Below are 22,874 nucleotides of genomic sequence, written 5' to 3'. Positions count from 1 at the left end.
ACCCGAGGCCCGGCCCTCCGATGCGGAGGGCCGGGCCTTCGGGCTGTATGCGCTGGTGAGGCTCTCCGCAACCCTGTCCGGTTATCGGTGTCGACACACTCAGGTTTCGGACATGTAAACGGAAATGTGCGCCTTAGTGTCCGATTTGACTGTTTGGTGTCTCACCAGTCAAGCGCGTGCAGGTGTCAATCTTTGCAATTTTTCCTCAAAATATGGACGGTAGGGAGATCCCTATGCCTTCCACCCTTGACTCGCGTTGAACACGTTGGCGAAAGTTCCCCCAAACCACAGAACCTGCCGGTATCTGTGCTGCGCTCAACTCTCCAACCCCCCGGGGGAAGAACACACATGACCAGTCCAGTCGCCTTGGACCCTGAGCTCGAGTCGACCCCCGAGCCTGCGAAGGACGAGCAGAAGCTCGAGGGGCGCTCCCCCGGCCAGTTGATGTGGCAGCGCTTCAAGCGGGACCGTACCGGTGTCATCTGTGCCTGGATAGTGATTTTCTACTTCGTCGTCTCCCTGTGCGCGCCGCTGCTGACGAAGCTCAGCGGCACGAACCCGTACACGCTGTACGGCCAGGACCCGACGTTCGCCGACAAGCCGGTGCTGGACGACTTCGGTCTGCCGCTCGGCTACCTGGGCGGTGTGTCCGGCGACCACTGGTTCGGTGTCGAACCGCAGTACGGCCGGGACCTGTTCGCCATGCTGGTGTACGGCATGCGGACGTCGCTCTGGATGGCGGTCGGCATCACTACCCTGGTGATGACCACGGGCGTCGTCATCGGTCTCATCGGTGGCTACTTCGGCGGCCGGACGGACTACTGGATCGGCCGGGTCACCGACTTCTTCCTCTCCTTCCCGCAGCAGCTGTTCTTCATCGCCTTCATGCCGGTGGTGACCGCGTTCTTCGTGGACCCGCGGGAGGAGACGCCCACCTACTTCCGGGCCCTCGCGATGCTGATCGTGCTGTGGCTGCTGGGCTGGATGGGCATGGCCCGACTGGTGCGGTCGACCGTACTGTCGTTGCGTGAGCGGGAGTTCGTCGAGGCCGCCAAGGTCTCCGGTGCCTCACCCTGGCGTATCGTCCGCAAGGAGATCCTGCCGAACGTGGTGACGCCCATCCTGGTGCAGTTCACGTTCCAGCTGCCCAGCACCATCCTCACCATCGCGTTCCTCTCCTTCGCCGGCGTCGGTTTCGTCGAGCCGACGCCCGACTGGGGACGACTGTTCGCGGCCGGTGCGCACTACGCCGAGCAGGACCCGGCCTTCATGTTCTTCCCGGGTCTCGCGCTGGTGATCTTCGTTCTGTGCTTCAACCTCCTCGGAGACTCCGTACGGGACGCCTTCGACCCCAAGTCCGGGCGATAAATCGTCCATTGGTGGGGGGTGGCTGCCACCCCCGCACGGCCGGCCGGCCGGCGCCTGGCAGTACTCATGGATAACAACCGACAGGTAGGTGGATTCGCCACATGATGTCTCATCGCTCACGCACGGCTCGCGCCGTCGTGGTCGCCCTCGCGGCCGGCTCCCTCGCGCTCACCGCGTGCTCCAAGAACGAGGGCGGCAAGTCCAACGCGGACTCGAAGAAGGACCAGAAGCAGGCTGCGACGCAGTCCCAGGCGGTGGCGTACATCGACGCCGCCGGCTCCACCGGCCCTGCCAAGGACGTCCCCGGCGCCAAGGCCGGCGGCACCATCCAGGTCTACCAGGAGGCGGGCCTGTCCCACCTCGACCCGGGTCAGATCTACGTCTCCGACGCCGGTCAGATCGCCAACCTGCTCTTCCGCCGCCTGACGCAGTTCCAGGAGGACGACAAGGGCAACGTCTCGGTCGCCGGTGACCTCGCCACCGACTCCGGTCAGTCCTCGGACGGCGGCAAGACCTGGACGTTCAAGCTGAAGGACGGCGTCAAGGACCAGAACGGCAACGCCATCACCTCGGCCGACGTCCGCCACAGCGTCGAGCGCCTGTACGCGAAGTTCATCTTCGACGGCCCGACGTACCTGCAGACCTGGCTCGCCGGCGACGCCAACTCCGCCGACTACCGCAAGCAGCTGCCCGGCGGCGGCTTCGACGGCAAGCACCTGCCGGCCTCCGTCCTGGACACCCCGGACGACAAGACGGTCGTCTTCCACTTCGACAAGCCGCGCCCGGACCTGCCGCAGACGCTGGCCATGGCCGGTTACGCCATCGTCCCGGAGAAGGCGGACACCAAGGAGAAGTACGACACGGCCCCGGTCGCCACCGGCCCGTACAAGATTGCCGAGTACAAGGTCGGCAAGGTCATGAAGCTCGTCAAGAACACCAACTGGGACCCGAAGACCGACTCGGTCCGTCACCAGTACGTGGACGGCTTCAACTTCCAGTTCGGTGTCACCGAGTCGACCCAGACCAAGCGTCTGATCGCCGACCAGGGCGACAACAAGAACACCATCCAGTTCACCGGCAGCGTCGAGGCCACGCAGATCCAGGACGTCGTCGGCAACCCGGAGATCAGCAAGCGCACGATCAAGGGCTACCAGCCCTACGTCATGCAGCTGGACTTCAACCTGGACCGGGTGAAGGACAAGAAGGTCCGCGAGGCCGTCACCTACGCCGTCAACTCCAAGTCGCTCATCGCCGGTGAGGGCGGTGCCTACGGCGGCGACGTGGCCCCGAACTACTTCGCCCCGACTCTGCCGGGCTACGAGGCCACCTACGACCCGTACGGCCGCCTCAAGACGCCGCAGGGCAACATCGAGAAGGCCAAGGAGATCCTCAAGGACGTCCCGGCCGCCGAGAAGAAGCTGGTCTTCGCCTACTCCAACAGCGAGGCCGGCCAGAAGCGCAAGGTCGCGATCGAGGACGCCCTGACCAAGGTCGGCATCGACGTGGTGGCCAAGGAGATCGACTCCGCGAGCTACTACGAGCAGATCGGCAAGCTCAACAACCCGTACGACATCTACATCAGCGGCTGGGGCCAGGACTGGCCGTCGCCCAGCACGGTCGTCACGCCGGTCTACGACCCGAGCCAGGTCTTCGACGGGTCCGCGAACTACTCGCACGTCAAGGACCCGAAGGTCGACGCGCTGATCAAGAAGGCCGTCACGCAGGAGCCGACCGAGGCCGCGGCCACCTGGAAGGAAGCGCAGCACTACCTGCTGGAGAACGTCATCCCGGCTGCTCCGCTGTGGTACACCAAGCAGCTCCAGCTGTTCGGTTCGAACATCGGCGGCGCCCGGTACAGCTCGGTGTCGAGCTACATCGACGTGACCCGTCTGTACCTGAAGTCGTAACGCTCCAGGACTGAAAGCGGGAGCCCGCACCAGGCGGCGCGGGCTCCCGCTTCCGAGCGAAACCTTTCCACCGTCTCCGCAGAGAGCAGCCAGTCCGCCATGCTTCAGTTCATCATCCGGCGCACACTTGGTGCCGTCGTCACGCTCTTCCTCATCGGAGCGGCGACGTTCTTCCTGTTCGTTGCCGCGCCCTCCGACTACGCCTCCCTGGCCTGCGGCAAGGACTGCTCGCCTCAGAGACTGGCGGACATCCGGGAGGCCCTGGGGCTCAACCTGCCCGTCGCCCAGCAGTTCTGGGACTTCATGACGGGCATCTTCATGGGGCGCGACTTCCCCACCGGGCACTGCTCCGCGCCGTGCCTGGGCCAGTCGTTCTACTCCGGTGAGATGGTGTGGAGCACCATCATGGACCGCTTCCCGCTGACCCTCACCCTCACCGTCGGCGGTTCGATCGTCTTCCTCGTCGTCGGCATCGGCGCGGGCATGCTCGCGGCCTTCCGGCGCGGCAGCTTCGTGGACAAGTTCGCCACCGGCGCGTCCATGGTGCTCAGTTCGTTCCAGATCTACTTCCTCGGGCCGATCGTCCTCGTCATCCTCGTGTACAGCACGGGCCTGATGGAGGACCCCAAGTACGTTCCCCTCACCCAGGACCCGGTCGGCTGGTTCGTCGGCATGTCCATCCCGGTGTGCGTGATGGCCACGATCTTCACCGCGCAGTACACCCGTATGGCGCGCTCCTCCATGATCGAGCAGCTGGCCGAGGAGCACGTCCGTACCGCGCGCGCCAAGGGCATGTCGAAGAAGTACGTCTTCTTCCGCTACGCCTGGCGCGGCTCGCTGATCCCGATCGTGACGGTCTTCGGCATCGACTTCAGCGCCATGCTCGGCGGTGCCGTGGTCACCGAGTTGACCTTCTCCCTGCAGGGCATCGGCCGACTCGCGGTGAACGGCGCCACGACCAAGGACCTGCCGCTGACCATGGGCGTGATGCTGGTCGGTGCCTTCTTCATCCTGATCGTCAACATCCTCACCGACATCGCGTACGCGTTCATCGACCCGCGCGTCCGGCTCTCCTAGGAAGAACGAACCCCCGTGACCACACTGACCAAGACCGAGGACGCATCCGCCCCGACCGGGCCGGAGAGCTTCCTGTCGGTTCGCGATCTGAAGGTGACGTTCTCCACCGAGGACGGCCCCGTGAAGGCGGTCGACGGCCTCTCCTTCGACGTCCAGCGCGGCAAGACCCTCGGGATCGTGGGCGAGTCCGGCTCGGGCAAGTCGGTCACCAACCTCACGATCCTCGGCCTGCACTCCCCGCGGACCACCACCGTCGACGGTGAGATCGTGATGGACGGCAAGGAACTGATCACCGCCAGTGAGAAGGAGCTGGAGCAGCTCCGCGGCAACAAGATGGCGATGATCTTCCAGGACCCGCTGACGGCCCTGTCGCCGTTCTACACGGTGGGCCGGCAGCTGTCCGAGCCGTTCATGAAGCACCGCGGCGCCTCCAAGAAGGAGGCGAAGGACCGCGCGATCGAGATGCTCACCAAGGTCGGCATCCCGCAGCCCAAGACGCGCTTCGACGACTACCCGCACCAGTTCTCCGGCGGTATGCGCCAGCGTGCGATGATCGCCATGGCGCTGATGTGCGACCCCGACCTGCTGATCGCCGACGAGCCGACCACCGCGCTCGACGTGACCGTGCAGGCGCAGATCCTGGACCTGCTCAAGGACCTCCAGCAGGAGTTCGGCTCCGCGATCATCTTCATCACCCACGACCTCGGCGTCATCTCGCAGATGGCCGACGACCTGCTGGTGATGTACGCGGGCCGGGCCGTGGAGCGCGGCTCCGCGCGCGAGGTGATGAGCACGCCGAAGCACCCCTACACCTGGGGTCTGCTCAGCTCCATGCCGCGACTGGACAGCAACCTCGACGAGGCGCTGGAGCCGATCCCCGGCGCCCCGCCGTCGCTGCTGACCCCGCCCGACGGCTGCCGTTTCCACCCGCGCTGCGCGTACACGGACCTGGTCCCCGGCAACCAGTGCTCGACCACCCGCCCGCCGCTGGGCGACGGCCGGGCCTCTGCGTGCCACCTGACGGCGGAGCAGAAGCAGACCCTCTTCATCGACAAGATCCAGCCCCGGCTGCGCTAGGGAGATCCGAGACATGAGCGACAACCTCACCCTCCCCGCACAGCAGGGCCCGGCCGACACCACGACTCCGGAGACGCTGCTCGAGGTCGAGGGACTGACCAAGCACTTCCCGATCTACGGCGGCTTCCCGATCAAGCGGAAGGTCGGCGCGGTCCAGGCGGTCGACGGCGTCGACCTCACGGTCGGCGTCGGCGAGAGCGTCGGCCTGGTCGGCGAGTCCGGCTGCGGCAAGTCGACCACCGGCCGGCTCATCACCCGGCTCATGGAGCCGACCGCCGGCAGGATCACGTACGCGGGTCAGGACATCACGCACGCCTCGCGCAAGCAGCTGGCGCCGGTGCGGTCCGAGATCCAGATGATCTTCCAGGACCCGTACTCCTCGCTGAACCCGCGGCAGACCGTCGGCTCGATCATCAAGGCCCCGATGGAGGTCAACGGGATCGAGCCCGCGGGTGGCCGGGAGAAGAAGGTCCGGGAGCTGCTGGAGCTGGTCGGCCTCAACCCCGAGCACTACAACCGCTTCCCGCACGAGTTCTCCGGCGGCCAGCGGCAGCGCATCGGCGTGGCCCGCGCGCTGGCACTGGAGCCGAAGCTGATCGTGGCGGACGAGCCGGTCTCCGCGCTGGACGTGTCCATCCAGGCGCAGGTCGTGAACCTGCTCCAGGAGGTCCAGAAGGAACTGGGCATCGCGTTCCTGTTCATCGCCCACGACCTGGCCGTCGTGCGCCACTTCTCGCAGCGTGTCGCGGTGATGTACCTCGGCAAGGTGGTCGAGGTCGGCGACCGCGACTCGATCTACAACCACCCCCGCCACCCGTACACGCACGCCCTGCTGTCGGCGGTGCCCGAGATCGACCTCGACGGCGAGGGCGAGGCCCGGGAGCGCATCCGCCTGACCGGTGACGTCCCGTCGCCGATCTCGCCGCCGTCCGGCTGCCGCTTCCGCACCCGCTGCTGGAAGGCGCAGGACAAGTGCGCCTCGGAGGAGCCGCCGCTCGTCAAGCTCTCCGGCAGCCGCGAGGGCCACCTGACCGCGTGCCACTTCCCGGAGGAGCCCACGCTCCAGGGCCGTGCGCAGGACGTCGTCATGGACCCGGCGCTGAAGGCGCTGGAGGGCGACGGGGCCGGCAAGGACTGACGCGCCGGAGGGGTGCGGTACGCGGCCGGTACGCCGGCGTGTCCGTGCCCCTCTGCGCGTCGTGGGGAGGGCCGTTGCCGTCCCCGGAGCCTGCGGGCGCGCACCCGCCGGGGCCCGAGGGCCCCGGTGTGCCCGAGGCGGCGGCCGGGGTCCCGCCCGCCGCGCGCCCGCCCCGACCCGGCCCGTGGACTCGCCGCTCGTCCCGGCCGGGGCACCGCGCGCCCGGTACGGCACGGTGCCGCCCCCGCCCGGGCGCCGTGTCGTACCGGACGCCGGAACCCGGGGGCGGACCGTTCGACCCGCCCCCGTCAGCAGTACGAAGGCCCGCGCCACCCGGCGCGGGCCTTCGCCGTGCCGGGACGCCCCACCGTCCGTCCGGCGCCGCCGTTCCTCCGAAGGGCGGAATGCAGGGTGCAATCTGCTCCTCTTGTGTCGATATTGGCCGGTAAGGCCGATCAAGGACCAGCGTTCCGGCGCTGTCCGCACAGCGCACAACCTGCGCGTCAACGAGGAGGCACTCCATGCGCGGAGCCACGCACGCCAAATGGGCCGCTTGCGCGGCGTCCGTAGCCCTTGTGGCGACGGCCTGCGGGGGAGGCGGCAGCGGCAGCGACAGCAGTGCGGTGCTCAGTGCCTCCTGGGGCGACCCGCAGAACCCGCTGGAGCCGGCCAACACCAACGAGGTGCAGGGCGGCAAGGTCCTCGACATGATCTTCCGGGGGCTCAAGCGCTACGACCCGGAGACCGGCGAGGCGCAGAACATGCTCGCCGACAGCATCGACACCTCCGACTCGCAGACCTTCACGATCAAGGTCAAGGACGGCTGGACCTTCAGCGACGGCGAGAAGGTGACGGCGAAGTCCTTCGTCGACGCCTGGAACTACGGCGCCAGCCTGAAGAACAACCAGAAGAACGCCTACTTCTTCGGCTACATCCAGGGCTACGACCAGGTGCACCCCGAGGACGGCAGCGCCCAGACGGCCGACACGCTCTCCGGCCTGACGGTCGTCGACGACATGACCTTCACCGTCAAGCTCACGCAGAAGTTCTCGACGTTCCCCGACACCCTCGGCTACGTCGCCTTCGCCCCGCTGCCCCAGTCGTTCTTCGACGACCACAGCGCCTGGCTGAGCAAGCCGATCGGCAACGGGCCCTACACCATCCAGTCGTACTCCAAGGGCTCGCAGATGCAGCTCACGAAGTGGGACGGCTACCCCGGCGACGACAAGGCCCAGAACGGCGGTGTGACCCTGAAGGTCTACACCGACAACAACACCGCCTACACGGACCTGCTGGCCGGCAACCTCGACCTCGTCGACGACATCCCCGCCTCCCAGCTGAAGAACGTCCAGAACGACCTCGGCGACCGCTACCTCAACACCCCGGCCGGCATCATCCAGACGCTCGCCTTCCCGTTCTACGACAAGGACTGGGACACGGCCGGCGCGCAGAAGGTCCGCACGGGCATGTCGATGGCCATCAACCGGCAGCAGATCACCGACACGATCTTCCAGAAGACCCGCACCCCGGCCAGCGACTGGACCTCGCCGGTGCTGGGCAAGGACGGCGGCTTCCAGGACGGGCTGTGCGGCGACGCCTGCACGTACAACCCGAGCGAGGCCAAGAAGCTCATCGAGGAGGGCGGCGGCCTGCCCAACGGGCAGATCAAGATCTCGTACAACGCCGACACGGGCTCCCACAAGCAGTGGGTCGACGCGGTCTGCAACTCCATCAACAACGCCCTGGGCAACAACAAGGCGTGCGTGGGCAACCCCATCGGCACCTTCGCGGACTTCCGCAACCAGATCGGCGACCAGAAGATGACCGGCCCGTTCCGCGCCGGCTGGCAGATGGACTACCCGCTCATCCAGAACTTCCTCCAGCCGCTGTACTACACCAACGCCTCCTCCAACGACGGCAAGTGGTCCAACCAGCAGTTCGACAAGCTCGTCGACCAGGCCAACGCCGAGACCGACACCAGCAAGGCCGTCCAGACCTTCCAGCAGGCCGAGGAGGTCGTCCGGGACAACATGGCGGCCATCCCGCTCTGGTACCAGAACGGCAGCGCCGGCTTCTCGGAGCGGCTGTCCAACGTCAAGCTCAACCCCTTCTCCGTCCCGGTCTACAACGAGATCAAGGTGGGCTGATCCGCCATGGGGCGCTATGTCGTCCGGCGGCTGCTCCAGATGATCCCGGTGTTCATCGGAGCCACGCTGCTGATCTTCCTGATGGTCAACGTGATGGGCGACCCCATCGCGGGGCTGTGCGGTGATCGGCAGTGCGATCCGGCCACCGCCGCCCAGCTCAAGAAGGAGTTCGGCCTCGACAAGCCCGTGTGGCAGCAGTACGTGACCTACATGGGGAACGTCTTCACCGGCGACTTCGGGACGGCGTTCAACGGCCAGCCGGTGACCGAGCTCATGGCGTCGGCGTTCCCCGTGACCATCCGGCTCACCATCGTCGCGATCCTCTTCGAGATCGTCATCGGCATCACCCTCGGCGTCGTCACGGGCCTGCACCGGGGCCGACCCGTCGACACCGGGGTCCTCCTCGCCACCCTCGTCGTCATCTCCGTGCCCACCTTCGTCACCGGCCTGCTGCTGCAGCTCCTGCTCGGCGTCCAGTGGGGCTGGATCAAACCGTCGGTGTCGCCGGAGGCCCCCTTCAACGAGCTGATCGTGCCCGGCCTGGTGCTGGCCTCCGTCTCCCTCGCCTACGTCACCCGGCTGACCCGCACCTCCATCGCCGAGAACAAGCGCGCCGACTACGTCCGCACCGCCGTCGCCAAGGGACTGCCCCGCCACCGGGTCGTCACCCGGCACCTGCTGCGCAACTCCCTCATCCCGGTGGTCACCTTCATCGGCACCGACATCGGCGCGCTGATGGGCGGCGCGATCGTCACCGAGCGCATCTTCAACATCCACGGCGTCGGCTACCAGCTCTACCAGGGCATCCTCCGGCAGAACACCCAGACCGTGGTCGGCTTCGTGACCGTCCTGGTCCTGGTCTTCCTGGTGGCGAACCTGCTCGTGGACCTCCTGTACGCCGTACTCGACCCGAGGATCCGCTATGCCTGAGCAGCCGAACGACCAGGAGGGCGCCATCGCGGGCACCGGCGCCGGCGGAGCCATGGACCTCGGCGCCAGTGAGGCGGAGACGCTGGAGAAGACCCCGTACGGGCCGGAGGGCACCGGCCCGGCCGGCAAGCCCCGCAGTCTGTGGTCGGACGCCTGGCGCGACCTGCGCCGCAACCCGGTCTTCATCATCTCCGGGCTGATCATCCTGTTCCTGGTCTTCATCTCCCTGTGGCCGTCGGCCATCACCTGGGAGAGCCCCCTGCAGTGCGACCTCGCCAAGGCCCAGGAGGGCTCCCAGCCCGGGCACCCGTTCGGCTTCGACGGACAGGGCTGCGACGTGTACACCCGCACCGTCTACGGCGCCCGCACCTCCGTCGCCGTCGGCGTCCTCGCCACCCTCGGCGTCGGCCTGTTCGGCTCGGCCCTCGGCGGTCTGGCCGGGTTCTTCGGCGGCGGCTGGGACTCCCTCCTGTCCCGCCTCACGGACATCTTCTTCGCGATCCCGGTCGTCCTCGGCGGACTGGTCCTGCTGTCGGTGGTCACCAGCAACACCATCTGGCCGGTCATCGGGTTCATGGTCCTGCTCGGCTGGCCGCAGATCTCCCGCATCGCCCGCGGCTCGGTGATCACCGCCAAGCAGAACGACTACGTCCACGCCGCCAGCGCCCTGGGCGCCGGCCACTCCCGCATCCTGCTGCGCCACATCGCGCCCAACGCGGTCGCCCCGGTGATCGTCGTCGCGACCATCGCGCTCGGCACCTACATCGCCCTGGAGGCGACCCTGTCCTACCTCGGCGTCGGTCTCAAGCCCCCGAGAGTGTCCTGGGGCATCGACATCTCCGCGGCCTCGCCCTACGTCCGCAACGCCCCGCACGCGCTGCTGTGGCCGTCCGGCGCCCTGGCGGTCACCGTACTGGCGTTCATCATGCTCGGCGACGCGGTGCGCGACGCCCTCGACCCGAAGCTGAGGTGACCTGAACGCCATGCTGCTCGAAGTGCGTGATCTGCAGGTGGAGTTCCACACCCGGGACGGGGTCGCCAAGGCCGTCAACGGCGTCAACTACAGCGTCGACGCCGGCGAGACGCTCGCCGTGCTGGGCGAGTCCGGGTCCGGCAAGTCGGTCACCGCGCAGGCGATCATGGGCATCCTCGACATCCCACCCGGGAAGATCACCGGCGGCGAGATCCTCTTCCAGGGCGAGGACCTGCTGAAGATGAAGGAGGACGAGCGCCGGAAGGTCCGCGGCGCCGGGATGGCGATGATCTTCCAGGACGCCCTGTCGTCCCTGAACCCGGTGCTGAGCGTCGGCGACCAGCTGGGGGAGATGTTCGTCGTCCACCGCGGCATGTCCCGCAAGGACGCCCGCGCCAAGGCCGTGGAGCTGATGGACCGGGTACGCATCCCGGCCGCCGCGGAACGGGTCAGGCAGTACCCGCACCAGTTCTCCGGCGGCATGCGCCAGCGCATCATGATCGCGATGGCGCTCGCGCTCGAACCCGCGCTCATCATCGCCGACGAACCCACGACCGCCCTCGACGTGACCGTCCAGGCCCAGGTCATGGACCTGCTCGCGGAGCTTCAGCGCGAGTACAACATGGGGCTCATCCTCATCACCCACGACCTCGGCGTGGTCGCCGACGTCGCCGACCGCATCGCCGTGATGTACGCCGGCCGGATCGTCGAGACCGCCCCCGTGCACGACATCTACAAGGCCCCCGCCCACCCGTACACCCGCGGGCTGCTCGACTCCATTCCGCGTCTGGACCACAAGGGCCTGGAGCTGTACGCCATCAAGGGCCTGCCGCCCAACCTCATGGACATCCCGCCGGGCTGCGCCTTCCACCCGCGCTGCCCGATGGCCCAGGACGTGTGCCGCACCGACGTGCCGCCGCTGTACGAGGTCTCCGAGACCCGTGGAAGCGCCTGCCACTTCTGGAGGGAGTGCCTCGATGGCTGAGCCGATTCTCGAGGTCAGCGGGCTCGTCAAGCACTACCCGCTCACCCGGGGCATCCTCTTCAAGAAGCAGGTCGGCGCGGTGAAGGCCGTGGACGGCGTCGACCTCGTCCTGCACCAGGGCGAGACCCTCGGCATCGTCGGGGAGTCGGGCTGCGGCAAGTCCACGGTCGCCAAGATGCTGGTCAACCTCGAACGGCCGACGGCGGGCACCATCCGGTTCAAGGGCGAGGACATCACGCGCCTGTCGGGCCGGGCCCTGAAGGCCGTGCGCCGCAACATCCAGATGGTGTTCCAGGACCCCTACACCTCCCTCAACCCCCGTATGACGGTCGGCGACATCATCGGGGAGCCCTTCGACATCCACCCCGAGGTCGCCCCCAAGGGCGACCGGCGCCGGAGGGTCCAGGAACTGCTCGACGTCGTGGGTCTCAACCCCGAGTACATCAACCGCTATCCGCACCAGTTCTCCGGCGGCCAGCGCCAGCGCATCGGCATCGCCCGCGGGCTGGCCCTGCGCCCCGAGGTGATCGTGGCGGACGAGCCGGTCTCCGCGCTCGACGTCTCCGTCCAGGCACAGGTCATCAACCTGCTGGAGAGCCTCCAGAAGGACTTCGACCTCTCGTACGTCTTCATCGCGCACGACCTGTCGATCGTCCGTCACATCTCCGACCGGGTCGGCGTGATGTACCTGGGGCGGATCGTGGAGATCGGCTCCGACGCGCAGATCTACGACCACCCCACGCACCCCTACACGCAGGCGCTGCTCTCCGCCGTACCCGTCCCCGACCCGGAGGCGCGCGAGGAGCGCGAGCGGATCATCCTCGCCGGTGACGTCCCGTCGCCGACGAACGTCCCGTCCGGCTGCCGCTTCCGCACCCGCTGCTGGAAGGCGAAGGAGCGGTGCGCCCTGGAAGTGCCGGAGCTCGCGGTGCCGGAGGCGTTCCGGGGTGCGCAGGGCCCGGCGGTCCACGACTCGGCGTGCCACTTCGCGGAGGAGCGGCAGGTCGTGCCGCCGGAGGAGACCGGAAACGGGCCGGGGTGACATGACCCACCCCGGCCCGTCCACTACGGCACCCGCACGGCCGTACGCTCTTCAGCCTCCTGTGTCCGTATATCGGTGCCGCTTCCGTCGAGTTGCCTGTGTGTAAACATGTTTGAGAGGCAGCCACCTCAAGCCTTCCTGTGATTTCCATTGGTTTTCCTGTGGATTTCCATCCATGCATTTCACGGCGTGGTCGGGCCGGTGTATGTTCCATGCCAATTCGGTGGTCCGGTGAACCGGCTTTCGTGCTGCCGGCGTGGACTCGCGGGGGAGGGTCCGAAGCAAGGCGTACCGGAGACCGGTTGTTCTGGCGCTCTCGATCAGTTCACCGGGCTCGGTGCTGATCGGGGTGCCCCCTGCAGCAGGGGCCCGCGCTGACTGGTTCACCCCACGTTCCGTCTTCCGGCGAGGTGTCCGTCCTATGCGTCGCATCCGTACTGCCCTTCTGTCTCTCATGCTTGCCGCTTCGGCTGTCGCCTGCACCTCGGGATCCGATTCTCAAGGCGTCGGCCAGGCAGACGGGGGTGGAGCCGGCACCGCCGACGAAAGCGCCGGCGACTCGACCGAGTACCAGATCGACATCTGGGCGGACAACTGGATGGCTGTCTATGTCGACGGTGAACTGATCGGGGAGGACTCGGTGCCGATCACGACCGAACGCTCCTTCAACGCAGAGACGTTCACATTCAGGGCTGCAGCTCCTTTCACTGTGGCGATCGAAGCAAAGGACTTCAAGGAGTCTGATTCCGGTCTTGAGTACATCGGCACGGACAGGCAGCAGATGGGCGACGGCGGCATGATTGCGCAAGTCACCGACACTGGGAGGGGAAAAGTCGTCGCAGCAACGGACGACTCCTGGTCTGCGCTTGTCGTGCACCGTGCCCCGCTGAACACCGAATGCGAGAAGAGCGCCGACCCGGACACCACCTGTGAGTCCGAGATCATTGACACCCCGAAGGAATGGACGAGCGCCGACTTCAACGACAGGTCATGGGCGTCGGCAACCGAATGGACTTCCGCCGACGTCGGGCCGAAAGGGGGCTACGCCGAAATCGAATGGGATGACGGCGCCAAGCTGATCTGGGGTTCCGACCTCAAGATCGACAACACGATCCTCTTTCGAAAAGAGATCACCGCATGACATCACTCCGCCGCGGCGCGCACATGTCCGTCGTTCTGGCACTCGCCTTGATCACTACCGCCTGCGGCAGCGGCGGCGGATCGACGACAGCATCAGCAGCACCCACCGGATCGGCCACGGCCGGCGCCGAGGTGACCTCGCATCCGAGCGGCACAGCGACTTCGACCGGGTTCGGCATCGTCAGTCCGGCGATGGCCGACGGCGGAGAACTACCCGTCGACTTCACCTGCGACGGTTCGGCGATCTCACCACCGATCGGGTGGGCCGACGTGCCCGACGGGACGAGAAGCCTCGCGGTGTTGATGGATCATCACGCCCCCGATGACGACTGGCACTGGTACTGGACGCTGTGGGGCATCGACCCGTCCGTCACAGGCATCGCGGCCGGCTCGAACGGCGATGCGACGGTCGGCACCAACAGTGTGAACGATCAACTCGGCTACGCCCCTCCGTGTTCGAAGGGACCGGGGGAGAAGGCCTACACCATCACCGTGTACGCCCTGTCCGGGCCGGCCGACCTGCCCGACCCGGCGGCTGCCGACCGTGAGGCACTGCTGGCCGCTGTCGACGACATCACACTTGCCCGCGACTCCATCACTGTCACCTACGCGCGCAGCTCATAGGAGTGGTTTCACGTGTCTGACCCGCGCGAGCACCACGAACACGGCTACATCCGGCTTCCTGCACACATGGTGACCAGGCGTCGGCTGCTGCGAGCGGGGGCGGCCGGCCTGGGTGCCGTCCTCCTGGGAGCATGCAGCGACTCCTCCGGGAACCGGAGTACGGGCACAGCCGAACAGACAAGCGGGGCGCCGCTCACCACGCTGAGCGGCTTCGAGGAGTTCGCCGACACCGTCAAGGTCGTCACTGACGGCGAGTTCTGGCTCGTCGAGAGCAACGGCCTGCCGACCCACGACATGATGGTGGGCATAACGAGTTGGCAGCAGCAGGTACCCGTGTCCCAGCCCTACACCGGGACCAACGCCTGGCGCATCCCTTCGGCGCCGGCGCCGGCGGACGAGCCGGTGTCGGGAAGGACGGCGCTCTACCGCGGCGCGATCGCTCTGGCGGTGAACGGCGTGCCGATCTTCAACGCGCTCAACAACCGAGGCGACGACGCATACCTGGCGGGCGAGCTCGACAAGTGGGGCGGCCACGCCGGACGCGGCGACGACTACCACTACCACATCGCCCCCCTGCACCTGCAGGACTCCGTCGGCAGGAAGCACCCCATCGCCTACGCGCTCGACGGCTATCCCCTCTACGGCGAGACCGAGCCCGATGGCAGCACCGTTACCGGCCTGGACGAGTTCAACGGTCACGAGTCGCCCGGCGGTACCTACCACTACCACGGCACGCGCACCTACCCGTACATCAACGGAGGCCTGCGAGGAGTGGTCAGCGTCGTGGACGACCAGGTGGACCCCCAGCCCGTCACCACCGCGTTCCGGCCCGCCCGGACGCCGCTGGCCGGAGCGACCGTCACAGGCTTCACGTCCCCCGAACCAGGCTCCTACCGGCTTGAGTACTCTCTCGGCGGCGCCACCGGCGAGGTGGCGTACACCGTCACCTCATCGAGCGTCCGCTTCACCTTCACCGATCCCCAGGGAACGGTGACGACCGAGACCTACGCACGGGAGGGCACCCGCACCGGAACACCGGGCTCCAGTACCGCAGTCGAAAGCTGACGGCACCCGTGAACTCCACAGCGGATCGGAGGCACTGTGCCGACGAGCGCGGGGAACCGCTGGGGAGCGCGGGAACCGCGCGACCGGCCGTGACGGCGCCGCCGGTGATCGGCGGCGCGTCCCGGTACGTCCGGTCGGGCGCTCAGGTCAGGGACAGCGACCGCTGGAGGAAGTCCAGCTGGAGCCGGAGCAGGTTCTCCGCGACCTCCTCCTGCGGCGTCATGTGGGTGACACCGGACAGCGGCAGCACCTCGTGCGGGCGGCCGGCGGCCAGCAGCGCCGAGGACAGGCGCAGGGAGTGGGCGACCACCACGTTGTCGTCCGCGAGGCCGTGGATGATCATCATCGGGCGGTGCGGCTCCGCGGCGTCGACCAGGCCCGTGTCGTCGATCACCGAGTTGCGCCGGTACACCTCCGGCTGCTCGCCCGGGTGGCCCAGGTATCGCTCCTGGTAGTGGGTGTCGTACAGGCGCAGGTCGGTGACCGGGGCGCCCACCACCGCGGCGTGGAAGACGTCCGGGCGGCGCAGGACCGCCAGCGCCGCCAGATAGCCGCCGAAGGACCAGCCGCGCACGGCGACCCGGTTCAGGTCGAGCGGGAAACCGGCGGCCAGCCCCTGGAGGGCGTCGACCTGGTCCTGCAGGACGACGGCGGCGATGTCGTCCCGGACCGCCTTCTCCCAGCCGGGGGAGCGGCCCGGCGTGCCGCGGCCGTCCGCCACGACCACCGCGAAACCCTGGTCGGCGAACCACTGCGACGTCAGGTACGCGTTGTGCGCCGCGACCACCCGCTGTCCGTGCGGGCCGCCGTAGGGGTCCATGAGGACGGGCAGCGGTGCGCTCCCGTCATAGTCCCGGGGCAGCAGCACGGCGCACGGAACGCGGCGCGCGCCCCCCTCGGCGAGTGTCACGCGGAGGGTCATACCGGGGTCCTCGGCGTGACTGTGGACCGGCGCCACGTGCTTGCCGTCGCGCAGCACCCGCACCTGGGTGCCCGGTCGGGCCGGCACGGCCGACACCAGGACGGTCACGCCCCCGGCCCGGACCGCGGTGTGCACGCCGGGCTCCTCCCAGACGCGCTCCACGCCCAGCTCGTTCACCCGGTAGACGTGCACCTCGCCGATCTCCGGGGCCTCCGCGTCCGGGCCGGCCGAGGCCGAGACCAGCACGTCCTCGTCCCCGACGTCGAGGACCGCACGGACGTGCAACTGCCGGTTGGTCAGCGGGCGTTCACCCACGGCGAGGACGCGCGCCCCGCCCTCGTCCGCGATCCGGACCAGCTGTCCGGAGGGCGACCAGCACGGCACCCCGGCGAAAAGTTCCAGCCAAATCGGATCTTCGTCGGCGTGCACCATCCGGGTCGCCCCGGTGTCCGGGTCCACCGCCAGGTACAGCTGGCTGCGCTGGTCGCGGGCCTGCACGAGCAGCAGCGGCGCACCCGCGGCTGACCAGTGCACTCGCGCCAGATACGGGTAGCGCGCCCGATCCCAGGAGACCTCCGTGCGGGCCCCGTCCAGACCCACCACGAACAGCCGTACGTCCGCGTTGGCCGTGCCCGCCGCCGGATACGCCACGTGGGATGGCTCACGTTCCGGCCTGGCCGGATCCGCGATCCACCACCGCTGCACCGGCGTGTCGTCCACGCGCGCCACCAGCAGCCGGTCCGACTCCGGCGCCCACCAGAACCCGCGCGAACGCGCCATCTCCTCGGCGGCGACGAACTCCGCCAGCCCGTACGTGACCCCCTCGGCCTCGGGCTCCACCAGCGCCCGGTCCCCGTCGCCCTCGGCGCCCACCACCCGCAGGGCGCCCCGCGCGACGTAGGCGACGTGGCGGCCGTCGGGGGAGGGGCGCGGGTCCACCACCGGCCCGGCGGCGGTCAGTTCGCGGGCCGTGCCGGCACGCAGCTCCGCCGTGAACAGTCGTCCTGACAAGGCGAAAGACGCGAGCTCCACGGCCGTGTCGGTGGCATAGCCGACGATGCCGGCCCCGCCTTCCCGGCTCCGTTCGCGGCGCGCCCGCTCCTCGGGCGGCAGGTCCTCGTCGGCGCCGCCCAGCAGGGCGACGGGGTCGGCCGCCGTGCGCTCGGTGCCGTCCGCCGGGTCCAGCACCCACAGGGCGCCGGCCCGGTCCGTACCGGAGCTCGACCTCAGGAACACGACACGGGTGCCGTCGGGCGCCACGGTGAAGGAACGCGGCGCGCCGAGGCTGAAACGCTGGGTGCGGGCGTGCCGCCGGGGAAAGGAGTCAGGCTCGGTCGTCATGCCTCGACCATATTGGCCATGCGCCCCCTTGCGCGTCCGTGCGCCGACCGATGCGCGCGTACGGATAGCTATGATCACTAACGCTGTGTGGGTATCAACCTGCTGGCTCCTGCGTGGACTTACACCGTGCCCTGCTCTGTTTGGAGGTGAACCGCCGTGGCACTCTCGATTTCGGCGGTGGTGCTGCTGGCGATCATCGTCTTCCTTCTCATCAAGAAGTCCGGACTGAAGGCGGCGCACGCGGTCGTCTGCATGCTGCTCGGGTTCTACCTCGCGTCGTCGACGGTGGCCCCCACGATCAGCGAGCTGACCACGAACATCGCGGGCATGATCGGCAACCTCAAGTTCTGACCTGCGCCGATGTGCCCGGGGACGGGATCGACCGGGAATCGGGAGCCCCGGGACCGGGCGGACGGAGGCGTCGGAAGCGGCAGAGTCGGCAGAGGCGACGACGGGTCGGGGCCTGTGCCGCAGCCCTCGGTCCGTGACCTGCGGATCAGGTCGCGGCGCACCCGCGTTCGCCCGCCGCCGCCTGCCTTCGCCGGTGGGTGCGGGCCGGACGGGTCCGGCCGCACGGCGGAGGGGGGCGTCGACGCGGGGCGCCGCAACCGGCGACCGTGCCGGGGGCGGGCGCTCCGGGGCGGGCGTGCCGGCTCCGGCGAGATGCCGTGACTGTCGTCGTGCGCCCGCCGGGGACCGCGGGACGGCCCTTAGGGTGGGTGGCATGACCGAACAGCCCGCCCCCGCGCTCACCGAGCCGGGGGAACCCCTGCCTCGCGCCGCGCGGCGTCTGCTCCTGGTGCACGCGCACCCGGACGACGAGTCGATCAACAACGGCGCGACCATGGCCAGGTACGCCGCCGAGGGCGCCCGGGTGACGCTGGTGACCTGCACGCTCGGCGAGCGCGGGGAGGTCGTTCCGCCCGAGCTGGCGCACCTGAGCGGCGCCGCACTGGGCCAGTGGCGGCTGAGCGAACTGACGGCGGCCATGCGCGCCCTCGGGGTCACCGACTTCCGCCTGCTGGGCGGCGCCGGCCGCTACGGCGACTCCGGGATGATGGGCCTGCCCGACAACGAGGACCCGCACTGCTTCTGGCGGGCCGACGTGGACGAGGCCGCCGGGCACCTCGTCCCGGTGATCCTCGAGACCCGCCCCCAGGTGCTGGTCACGTACGACGACAACGGCGGCTACGGCCACCCCGACCACATCCAGGCCCACCGCGTCGCCATGCGGGCGGCGCGGCTGGCCGCCGAGGCCGGCTGGACGATCCCCAGGATCTACTGGAACCGGGTCCCGCGCCCGGTCGCCGAGGCCGCCTTCGACCGCCTCGCCGGTGACCTGCCCGGCCTGCCCTTCGGCAGGAGCGCCGCCGTCGACGACGTCCCCGGCGTGGTCGGGGAGGAACAGGTCACCGCGGCGATCGACGGGACCGCGTACGCGGCGGCCAAGGCCGCCGCGATGCGGGCGCACGCCACCCAGATCGAGGTCGCCGAACCCTACTTCGCCCTCTCCAACGAACTCGCGCAGCCCCTGTTCACCACCGAGTACTACGAGTTGGTGCACGGGGAGCGCGCGCACGGTCCCGAGGCGGACGGGCCGGAAGGGGCCCGGTTCGAGACCGATCTGTTCGCGGGGATCCCCGCCGAGAGTTCCGCCGCGAGCGCCGCCGGGGGTCCGGCCGGGCTCTCCGCCGGGAGTCCTGCCGGGAGCTCGGTCGGACGTCCTGCCGACGGCCCCGCCGGCGGCTCCACCGGGAACTCGCCCGGCGGCTCCGCCGAGGACTCCGCTGGGACCCCGTCCGGGAAGGGGAGGGCATCGTGAGCGACCGCATCACCTCCTCGCTCGCCCAGCCGCTCAAGCCGCCCTCCGCCGCACGCTTCGCCGCGTATCTCGGACTGTTCCTGCTCGGCGCGATCACCGGTGTCGCCGGGTCGCTGGTGCAGGCCGGCTGGTTCCCCGGCGGGCTGCTGCTCGCCCTCGCGGGCGCGGCCGGGCTCTTCCTCGGGGGGTCCCGGGCCACCCGCGGCCGCGCGGGGGCCGTCGCGCCCGCCGCGGGCTGGGTGATCACCGTCATCGCGCTCACCGTCGGCCGTCCCGAGGGCGATTTCCTGTTCGGCGCGGGAAGCGGCTCCTACCTCTTCCTGCTCGGCGGCATGGCCCTCGCTGTGATCTGCGCCACTGTCGGCGCGGGAGGGCAACCGGACGCCGGTTCCGCCCGACTTGGCAAGTGACGTACCACTTCGCCATAACACGCACGTGCGGGAGTGGTGGGGGTTTCCCCGACGGCCGTGGGATACACGCCGGAGGCGGCCAGTATGGTGGTGCGCGCCGCCGAGCTGCCCGAGAGGAACTGATGCGGGCGGCGGAGCCAACCGGGAGAACCTGCCTTGAGTCGTGAAACTGACACTCCGTCCTCCGGGCCCGACGGGCGCGGCGGAGCCGCCTACCCCTCCGGGACGCCGCCGTACGGCACGCCGATGGTTTCCGACGGCGGCCCGGCCGCCGGCCGCGCGGCCGGACAGCCGGAGGAGCGCAAGACCGAGACCACGCTGACGACCCGCATCCGGATCAACATCCCCGGATCCCGGCCGATTCCGCCGGTCGTCATGCGCACGCCGGTCGGTGAGTCCGAAGCCGCCGAGCCCGAGACCGCCGAGCCGCAGCAGCCGGGCACCGGGCCCGCCCCCGCCCCCGGCGCCTCCACTCCCGCCGAGCCGGCGGCCGAACCCGAGCCCGCGGCGCAGGAGAAGCCGACCAGCGACTGGTTCGCCCCCCGCAAGTCCGCGGCGAACAAGGCCCCACAGAACCCCGACGCGTCCAACGCGACCGGCGCGCCCGGCGGTTCGGCCGCGAACGGCACCGCGCCGGCCGCGGGCGGTGCCCCGGCCGGTCCCGCTGCTCCGTCCGCTCCCGGCGCGCAGGGAGCAGGCCCCGCCGCGCCCGGCCGCCCCGGCGGCGTGGTCGGCTCCATGAAGGTGCCCGGCACCTCCCGCCCCGGCGGCCAGAGCGGCGCCGGGCTGCCGAGTGCCACCGGCGGCCCCGTCGCACCCGGCCACGGCGGCGGTACCGGCTCCTTCGACGTCACCGAGGCGCTGGCCGCCGGCCCGCTCGGCGGCGGCACCCGCCCCGGCCCCGGCCACTCCGGCGAACCCAGCCGCGACGACCTGCCGTACTTCACCGGCAACGGCACCGACGGCCGCGACGGCTACGGCGCCCCGGGTGCCCAGGGCGGCCCCGGCGGCCCGAACGGCTTCAACGGCGCGAACGGCCCTCAGGGCCCCGGCGGCCCGAACGGCCCCTCCGGCCCGACCGGCGGCCCCGTCACCGGCGACGGCCCGATGGTGACCCCGGTCGGCGGCGTCTCGTCCGGCCCCGGTGTCCCCGGCGGTTCGCTGAGCGACGACACCGCCATCCTCACCCCGCAGCCCCCCGCCCCCGAGCCGCCCCCCGGCAGCTTCGCCGCGCCGCCCCACGACAACGTCTCCGGGCACACCGTCACCAGCGGCATCCCCGTCGTCCCGCCGGCCGACGGGCGCGGCGGCCCGTTCGCCGGGGGCGGCCCCCACCCCGACGCGTCGTTCGACGCGGACCGCGTCCACCCCGACGGCCCGCCGCCACGCCGGCCTGCGGACAGCCGACGGACCGCGCCCGCCCCGGCGCCGAAGAGCACCCCGGCCCCGAAGAAGAAGGGCCGCAGCAAGCTCACCCTGCTCGGTGCCGGCGTGATCGTGCTGGCCGCCGGCGCGTACGGTGCCGGACTGCTGATGAACCACTCCGACGTGCCCAAGGGCACCACCGTGCTCGGCGTCGACATCGGCGGCGGAACGCGCGACCAGGCCGTCAAGAAGCTCGACGACGCCTTCGCCCAGCGGGTCGGCCAGCCCCTGAAGCTGTCCGTCGGCGGCACCACCGTCACGCTCAAGCCCGACCAGGCCGGCCTGCAGTTCGACAAGGACGCCACCGTCAGCGCCGCCGCGCGCAGCGACTACAACCCGGTCTCCGTGATCGGCTCCCTCTTCGGGCAGCAGCGCGTCGTCCAGCCGGTCATGCCCGTGGACGAGGAGAAGCTCCAGGCCGCTCTGGAGAGTGCCGCGGGCAGCGCCGGCTCGGCGTCCGACGGCACGATCCGCTTCGAGTCCGGCAAGGCCGTCGCCGTGTACGGCAAGCCCTCCCGGGGCATCGACGTCGCCCGCTCCAAGTACGCCGTCGAGCAGGCCTACCGCACCCAGGTGGAGACGGGGACCAGCAGGCCTGTCGCCATGTCCACCACCACCCGGCAGCCCACGGTCGGCAAGGCCGAGGTCGACCGGATGATGAAGGAGTTCGCCCAGCCGGCGATGTCCGCCCGGGTCACCCTCAAGACGGCCGACGGCGCCCACGAGATCGTCTTCAGCCCCGAGAAGTCCCTGTGGAAGTTCCTGCGGGTCAAGGCCGTCGACGGCAAGCTCGTCGACGCCCCCGACACGGACGCCCTGAAGAAGCTGTACGGCACCACCTTCGACGGCGTGCTCATCACCCGCGCCGACGGCCAGAAGACCCCGGTGACCGTCCAGGACGTCTACGGCGCCCTGCGGCTGGCCCTGAAGAGCACCACCGACCGGGTGGCCGTCATCGAGACCGACCCGAGCTGACGGGGCGGCGGATCCGGGTCGCCGCCGGGCCGGTCGCCGCCGGGCCGGGTCCGGGGTCCGCCGCTCCGGGGCAGTGCCGGTCCGGGTCGGTTGCCGCGGGCCTGCGGGTAGGGGGCGGCGAAGGCTGCCGGGGTTGCCGGGGCTGCCGGGGCGACCGTACCGAGCCGCGATGCTGCCGGACCGAGGGACCGCCCGCCGGGCCGGACCACTTGGCCGAGCGGCTGCCGGGGCGATGGGCCGGCGGGAGATGGGTCGCCGGGGCGACGGCCAGGGATCCGGGCCGACCGGTCCGGAGGGCTGAGCGGTTCGGAAAGGCTGAGCAGTCCGGAACGGCTGAGCGGTTCGTTCCGATCAACCCGGTTCGTCCGGCTCGACCGGTTGCCACGGCTCGACCGTTCCGGGCGGGCCGAACGGTTCGTTCGCCTCGACCGACCCGTGAGGCCCGGCGGCATGACACGCAGCCGCACCGGACGCATGACATCTGTCATGCGGCACTCCGGACGGCC

At 69.8% G+C, this 22,874-nt stretch carries 18 protein-coding genes; 17 read left to right on the top strand and 1 reads right to left on the bottom strand.

Annotated features, from left to right (window positions below; translation table 11 throughout):
• The first annotated feature begins 348 nt into the window (after nucleotides 1-348).
• The 13 genes from JS756_RS14075 (at nucleotide 349) to JS756_RS14015 (ending at nucleotide 15,473) form a co-directional block, all read left to right on the top strand.
• Complete coding sequence (locus tag JS756_RS14075) at nucleotides 349-1,368, top strand: ABC transporter permease (RefSeq protein WP_205383430.1); 1,020 nt, start codon at nucleotides 349-351, stop codon at nucleotides 1,366-1,368.
• 101 nt (nucleotides 1,369-1,469) lie between these two features.
• Nucleotides 1,470-3,275, top strand: a complete 1,806-nt coding sequence (locus JS756_RS14070) for an ABC transporter substrate-binding protein (RefSeq protein ID WP_205383429.1) — start codon at nucleotides 1,470-1,472, stop codon at nucleotides 3,273-3,275.
• Between the two features lie 99 nt (nucleotides 3,276-3,374).
• Nucleotides 3,375-4,352 (top strand): ABC transporter permease, encoded by a 978-nt coding sequence (locus JS756_RS14065; RefSeq protein WP_205383428.1) that lies wholly within the window; start codon nucleotides 3,375-3,377, stop codon nucleotides 4,350-4,352.
• Between the two features lie 15 nt (nucleotides 4,353-4,367).
• A complete protein-coding gene (locus JS756_RS14060; protein WP_205383427.1) occupies nucleotides 4,368-5,429 on the top strand; it encodes an ABC transporter ATP-binding protein in 1,062 nt (353 codons plus the stop codon).
• Between the two features lie 13 nt (nucleotides 5,430-5,442).
• Entirely contained in the window at nucleotides 5,443-6,567 is a 1,125-nt protein-coding gene (locus tag JS756_RS14055) for an ABC transporter ATP-binding protein (protein ID WP_205383426.1), read from the top strand.
• A gap of 521 nt (nucleotides 6,568-7,088) precedes the next feature.
• A complete protein-coding gene (locus JS756_RS14050; protein ID WP_205383425.1) occupies nucleotides 7,089-8,714 on the top strand; it encodes a peptide ABC transporter substrate-binding protein in 1,626 nt (541 codons plus the stop codon).
• A gap of 6 nt (nucleotides 8,715-8,720) precedes the next feature.
• Entirely contained in the window at nucleotides 8,721-9,644 is a 924-nt protein-coding gene (locus tag JS756_RS14045; RefSeq protein ID WP_205383424.1) for an ABC transporter permease, read from the top strand.
• Complete coding sequence (locus JS756_RS14040; RefSeq protein WP_205383423.1) at nucleotides 9,637-10,617, top strand: ABC transporter permease; 981 nt, start codon at nucleotides 9,637-9,639, stop codon at nucleotides 10,615-10,617. The genes JS756_RS14045 and JS756_RS14040 overlap by 8 nt, the downstream gene beginning before the upstream one ends.
• Before the next feature lie 10 nt (nucleotides 10,618-10,627).
• The gene (locus JS756_RS14035) at nucleotides 10,628-11,602 is read left to right on the top strand and encodes an ABC transporter ATP-binding protein (protein ID WP_205383422.1); all 975 of its coding nucleotides are present in this window, start codon (nucleotides 10,628-10,630) and stop codon (nucleotides 11,600-11,602) included.
• Nucleotides 11,595-12,644: an ABC transporter ATP-binding protein gene (locus JS756_RS14030; protein ID WP_205383421.1), complete on the top strand. Its 1,050-nt coding sequence runs from the start codon at nucleotides 11,595-11,597 to the stop codon at nucleotides 12,642-12,644. Before JS756_RS14035 ends, JS756_RS14030 begins: the two co-directional genes overlap by 8 nt.
• A 421-nt stretch (nucleotides 12,645-13,065) precedes the next feature.
• Complete coding sequence (locus JS756_RS14025) at nucleotides 13,066-13,785, top strand: hypothetical protein (protein ID WP_205383420.1); 720 nt, start codon at nucleotides 13,066-13,068, stop codon at nucleotides 13,783-13,785.
• A complete protein-coding gene (locus JS756_RS14020) occupies nucleotides 13,782-14,408 on the top strand; it encodes a YbhB/YbcL family Raf kinase inhibitor-like protein (protein WP_205383419.1) in 627 nt (208 codons plus the stop codon). The genes JS756_RS14025 and JS756_RS14020 overlap by 4 nt, the downstream gene beginning before the upstream one ends.
• A 12-nt stretch (nucleotides 14,409-14,420) precedes the next feature.
• Nucleotides 14,421-15,473 (top strand): YHYH protein, encoded by a 1,053-nt coding sequence (locus JS756_RS14015; RefSeq protein ID WP_205383418.1) that lies wholly within the window; start codon nucleotides 14,421-14,423, stop codon nucleotides 15,471-15,473.
• A gap of 142 nt (nucleotides 15,474-15,615) precedes the next feature.
• Here JS756_RS14015 and JS756_RS14010 read toward each other — a convergent pair whose 3' ends face one another.
• A complete protein-coding gene (locus tag JS756_RS14010; RefSeq protein ID WP_205383417.1) occupies nucleotides 15,616-17,736 on the bottom strand; it encodes a S9 family peptidase in 2,121 nt (706 codons plus the stop codon).
• Between the two features lie 156 nt (nucleotides 17,737-17,892).
• On the opposite strand from JS756_RS14010, the gene JS756_RS14005 reads away from it, so the two are divergent.
• The 4 genes from JS756_RS14005 (at nucleotide 17,893) to JS756_RS13990 (ending at nucleotide 22,368) form a co-directional block, all read left to right on the top strand.
• Nucleotides 17,893-18,087 (top strand): hypothetical protein, encoded by a 195-nt coding sequence (locus JS756_RS14005; protein WP_205383416.1) that lies wholly within the window; start codon nucleotides 17,893-17,895, stop codon nucleotides 18,085-18,087.
• Nucleotides 18,088-18,460: 373 nt separating this feature from the next.
• Nucleotides 18,461-19,558 carry an N-acetyl-1-D-myo-inositol-2-amino-2-deoxy-alpha-D-glucopyranoside deacetylase gene (mshB, locus tag JS756_RS14000; protein WP_205383415.1) on the top strand — a complete coding sequence of 366 codons (1,098 nt, stop codon included), beginning with the start codon at nucleotides 18,461-18,463 and terminating at the stop codon, nucleotides 19,556-19,558.
• Nucleotides 19,555-19,968, top strand: a complete 414-nt coding sequence (locus JS756_RS13995) for a DUF6113 family protein (RefSeq protein WP_205383414.1) — start codon at nucleotides 19,555-19,557, stop codon at nucleotides 19,966-19,968. Before mshB ends, JS756_RS13995 begins: the two co-directional genes overlap by 4 nt.
• A gap of 156 nt (nucleotides 19,969-20,124) precedes the next feature.
• Complete coding sequence (locus JS756_RS13990) at nucleotides 20,125-22,368, top strand: hypothetical protein (protein ID WP_205383413.1); 2,244 nt, start codon at nucleotides 20,125-20,127, stop codon at nucleotides 22,366-22,368.
• The last annotated feature ends 506 nt before the right edge of the window (nucleotides 22,369-22,874 follow it).

This window comes from Streptomyces actuosus, from assembly GCF_016921115.1.
Lineage (GTDB): Bacteria > Actinomycetota > Actinomycetes > Streptomycetales > Streptomycetaceae > Streptomyces > Streptomyces actuosus_A.
Note: the sequence above shows the minus strand (reverse complement) of the source record. Positions and strands in the feature narration are given on the sequence as shown.

Coding starts and splice junctions, on each gene's coding strand:
- JS756_RS14075 (WP_205383430.1), top strand. CDS start 349: ATGACCAGTCCAGTCGCCTTGGACCCTGAGCTCGAGTCGACCCCCGAG.
- JS756_RS14070 (WP_205383429.1), top strand. CDS start 1,470: ATGATGTCTCATCGCTCACGCACGGCTCGCGCCGTCGTGGTCGCCCTC.
- JS756_RS14065 (WP_205383428.1), top strand. CDS start 3,375: ATGCTTCAGTTCATCATCCGGCGCACACTTGGTGCCGTCGTCACGCTC.
- JS756_RS14055 (WP_205383426.1), top strand. CDS start 5,443: ATGAGCGACAACCTCACCCTCCCCGCACAGCAGGGCCCGGCCGACACC.
- JS756_RS14050 (WP_205383425.1), top strand. CDS start 7,089: ATGCGCGGAGCCACGCACGCCAAATGGGCCGCTTGCGCGGCGTCCGTA.
- JS756_RS14045 (WP_205383424.1), top strand. CDS start 8,721: ATGGGGCGCTATGTCGTCCGGCGGCTGCTCCAGATGATCCCGGTGTTC.
- JS756_RS14040 (WP_205383423.1), top strand. CDS start 9,637: ATGCCTGAGCAGCCGAACGACCAGGAGGGCGCCATCGCGGGCACCGGC.
- JS756_RS14035 (WP_205383422.1), top strand. CDS start 10,628: ATGCTGCTCGAAGTGCGTGATCTGCAGGTGGAGTTCCACACCCGGGAC.
- JS756_RS14030 (WP_205383421.1), top strand. CDS start 11,595: ATGGCTGAGCCGATTCTCGAGGTCAGCGGGCTCGTCAAGCACTACCCG.
- JS756_RS14025 (WP_205383420.1), top strand. CDS start 13,066: ATGCGTCGCATCCGTACTGCCCTTCTGTCTCTCATGCTTGCCGCTTCG.
- JS756_RS14020 (WP_205383419.1), top strand. CDS start 13,782: ATGACATCACTCCGCCGCGGCGCGCACATGTCCGTCGTTCTGGCACTC.
- JS756_RS14010 (WP_205383417.1), bottom strand. CDS start 17,736: ATGACGACCGAGCCTGACTCCTTTCCCCGGCGGCACGCCCGCACCCAG.
- mshB (WP_205383415.1), top strand. CDS start 18,461: ATGACCGAACAGCCCGCCCCCGCGCTCACCGAGCCGGGGGAACCCCTG.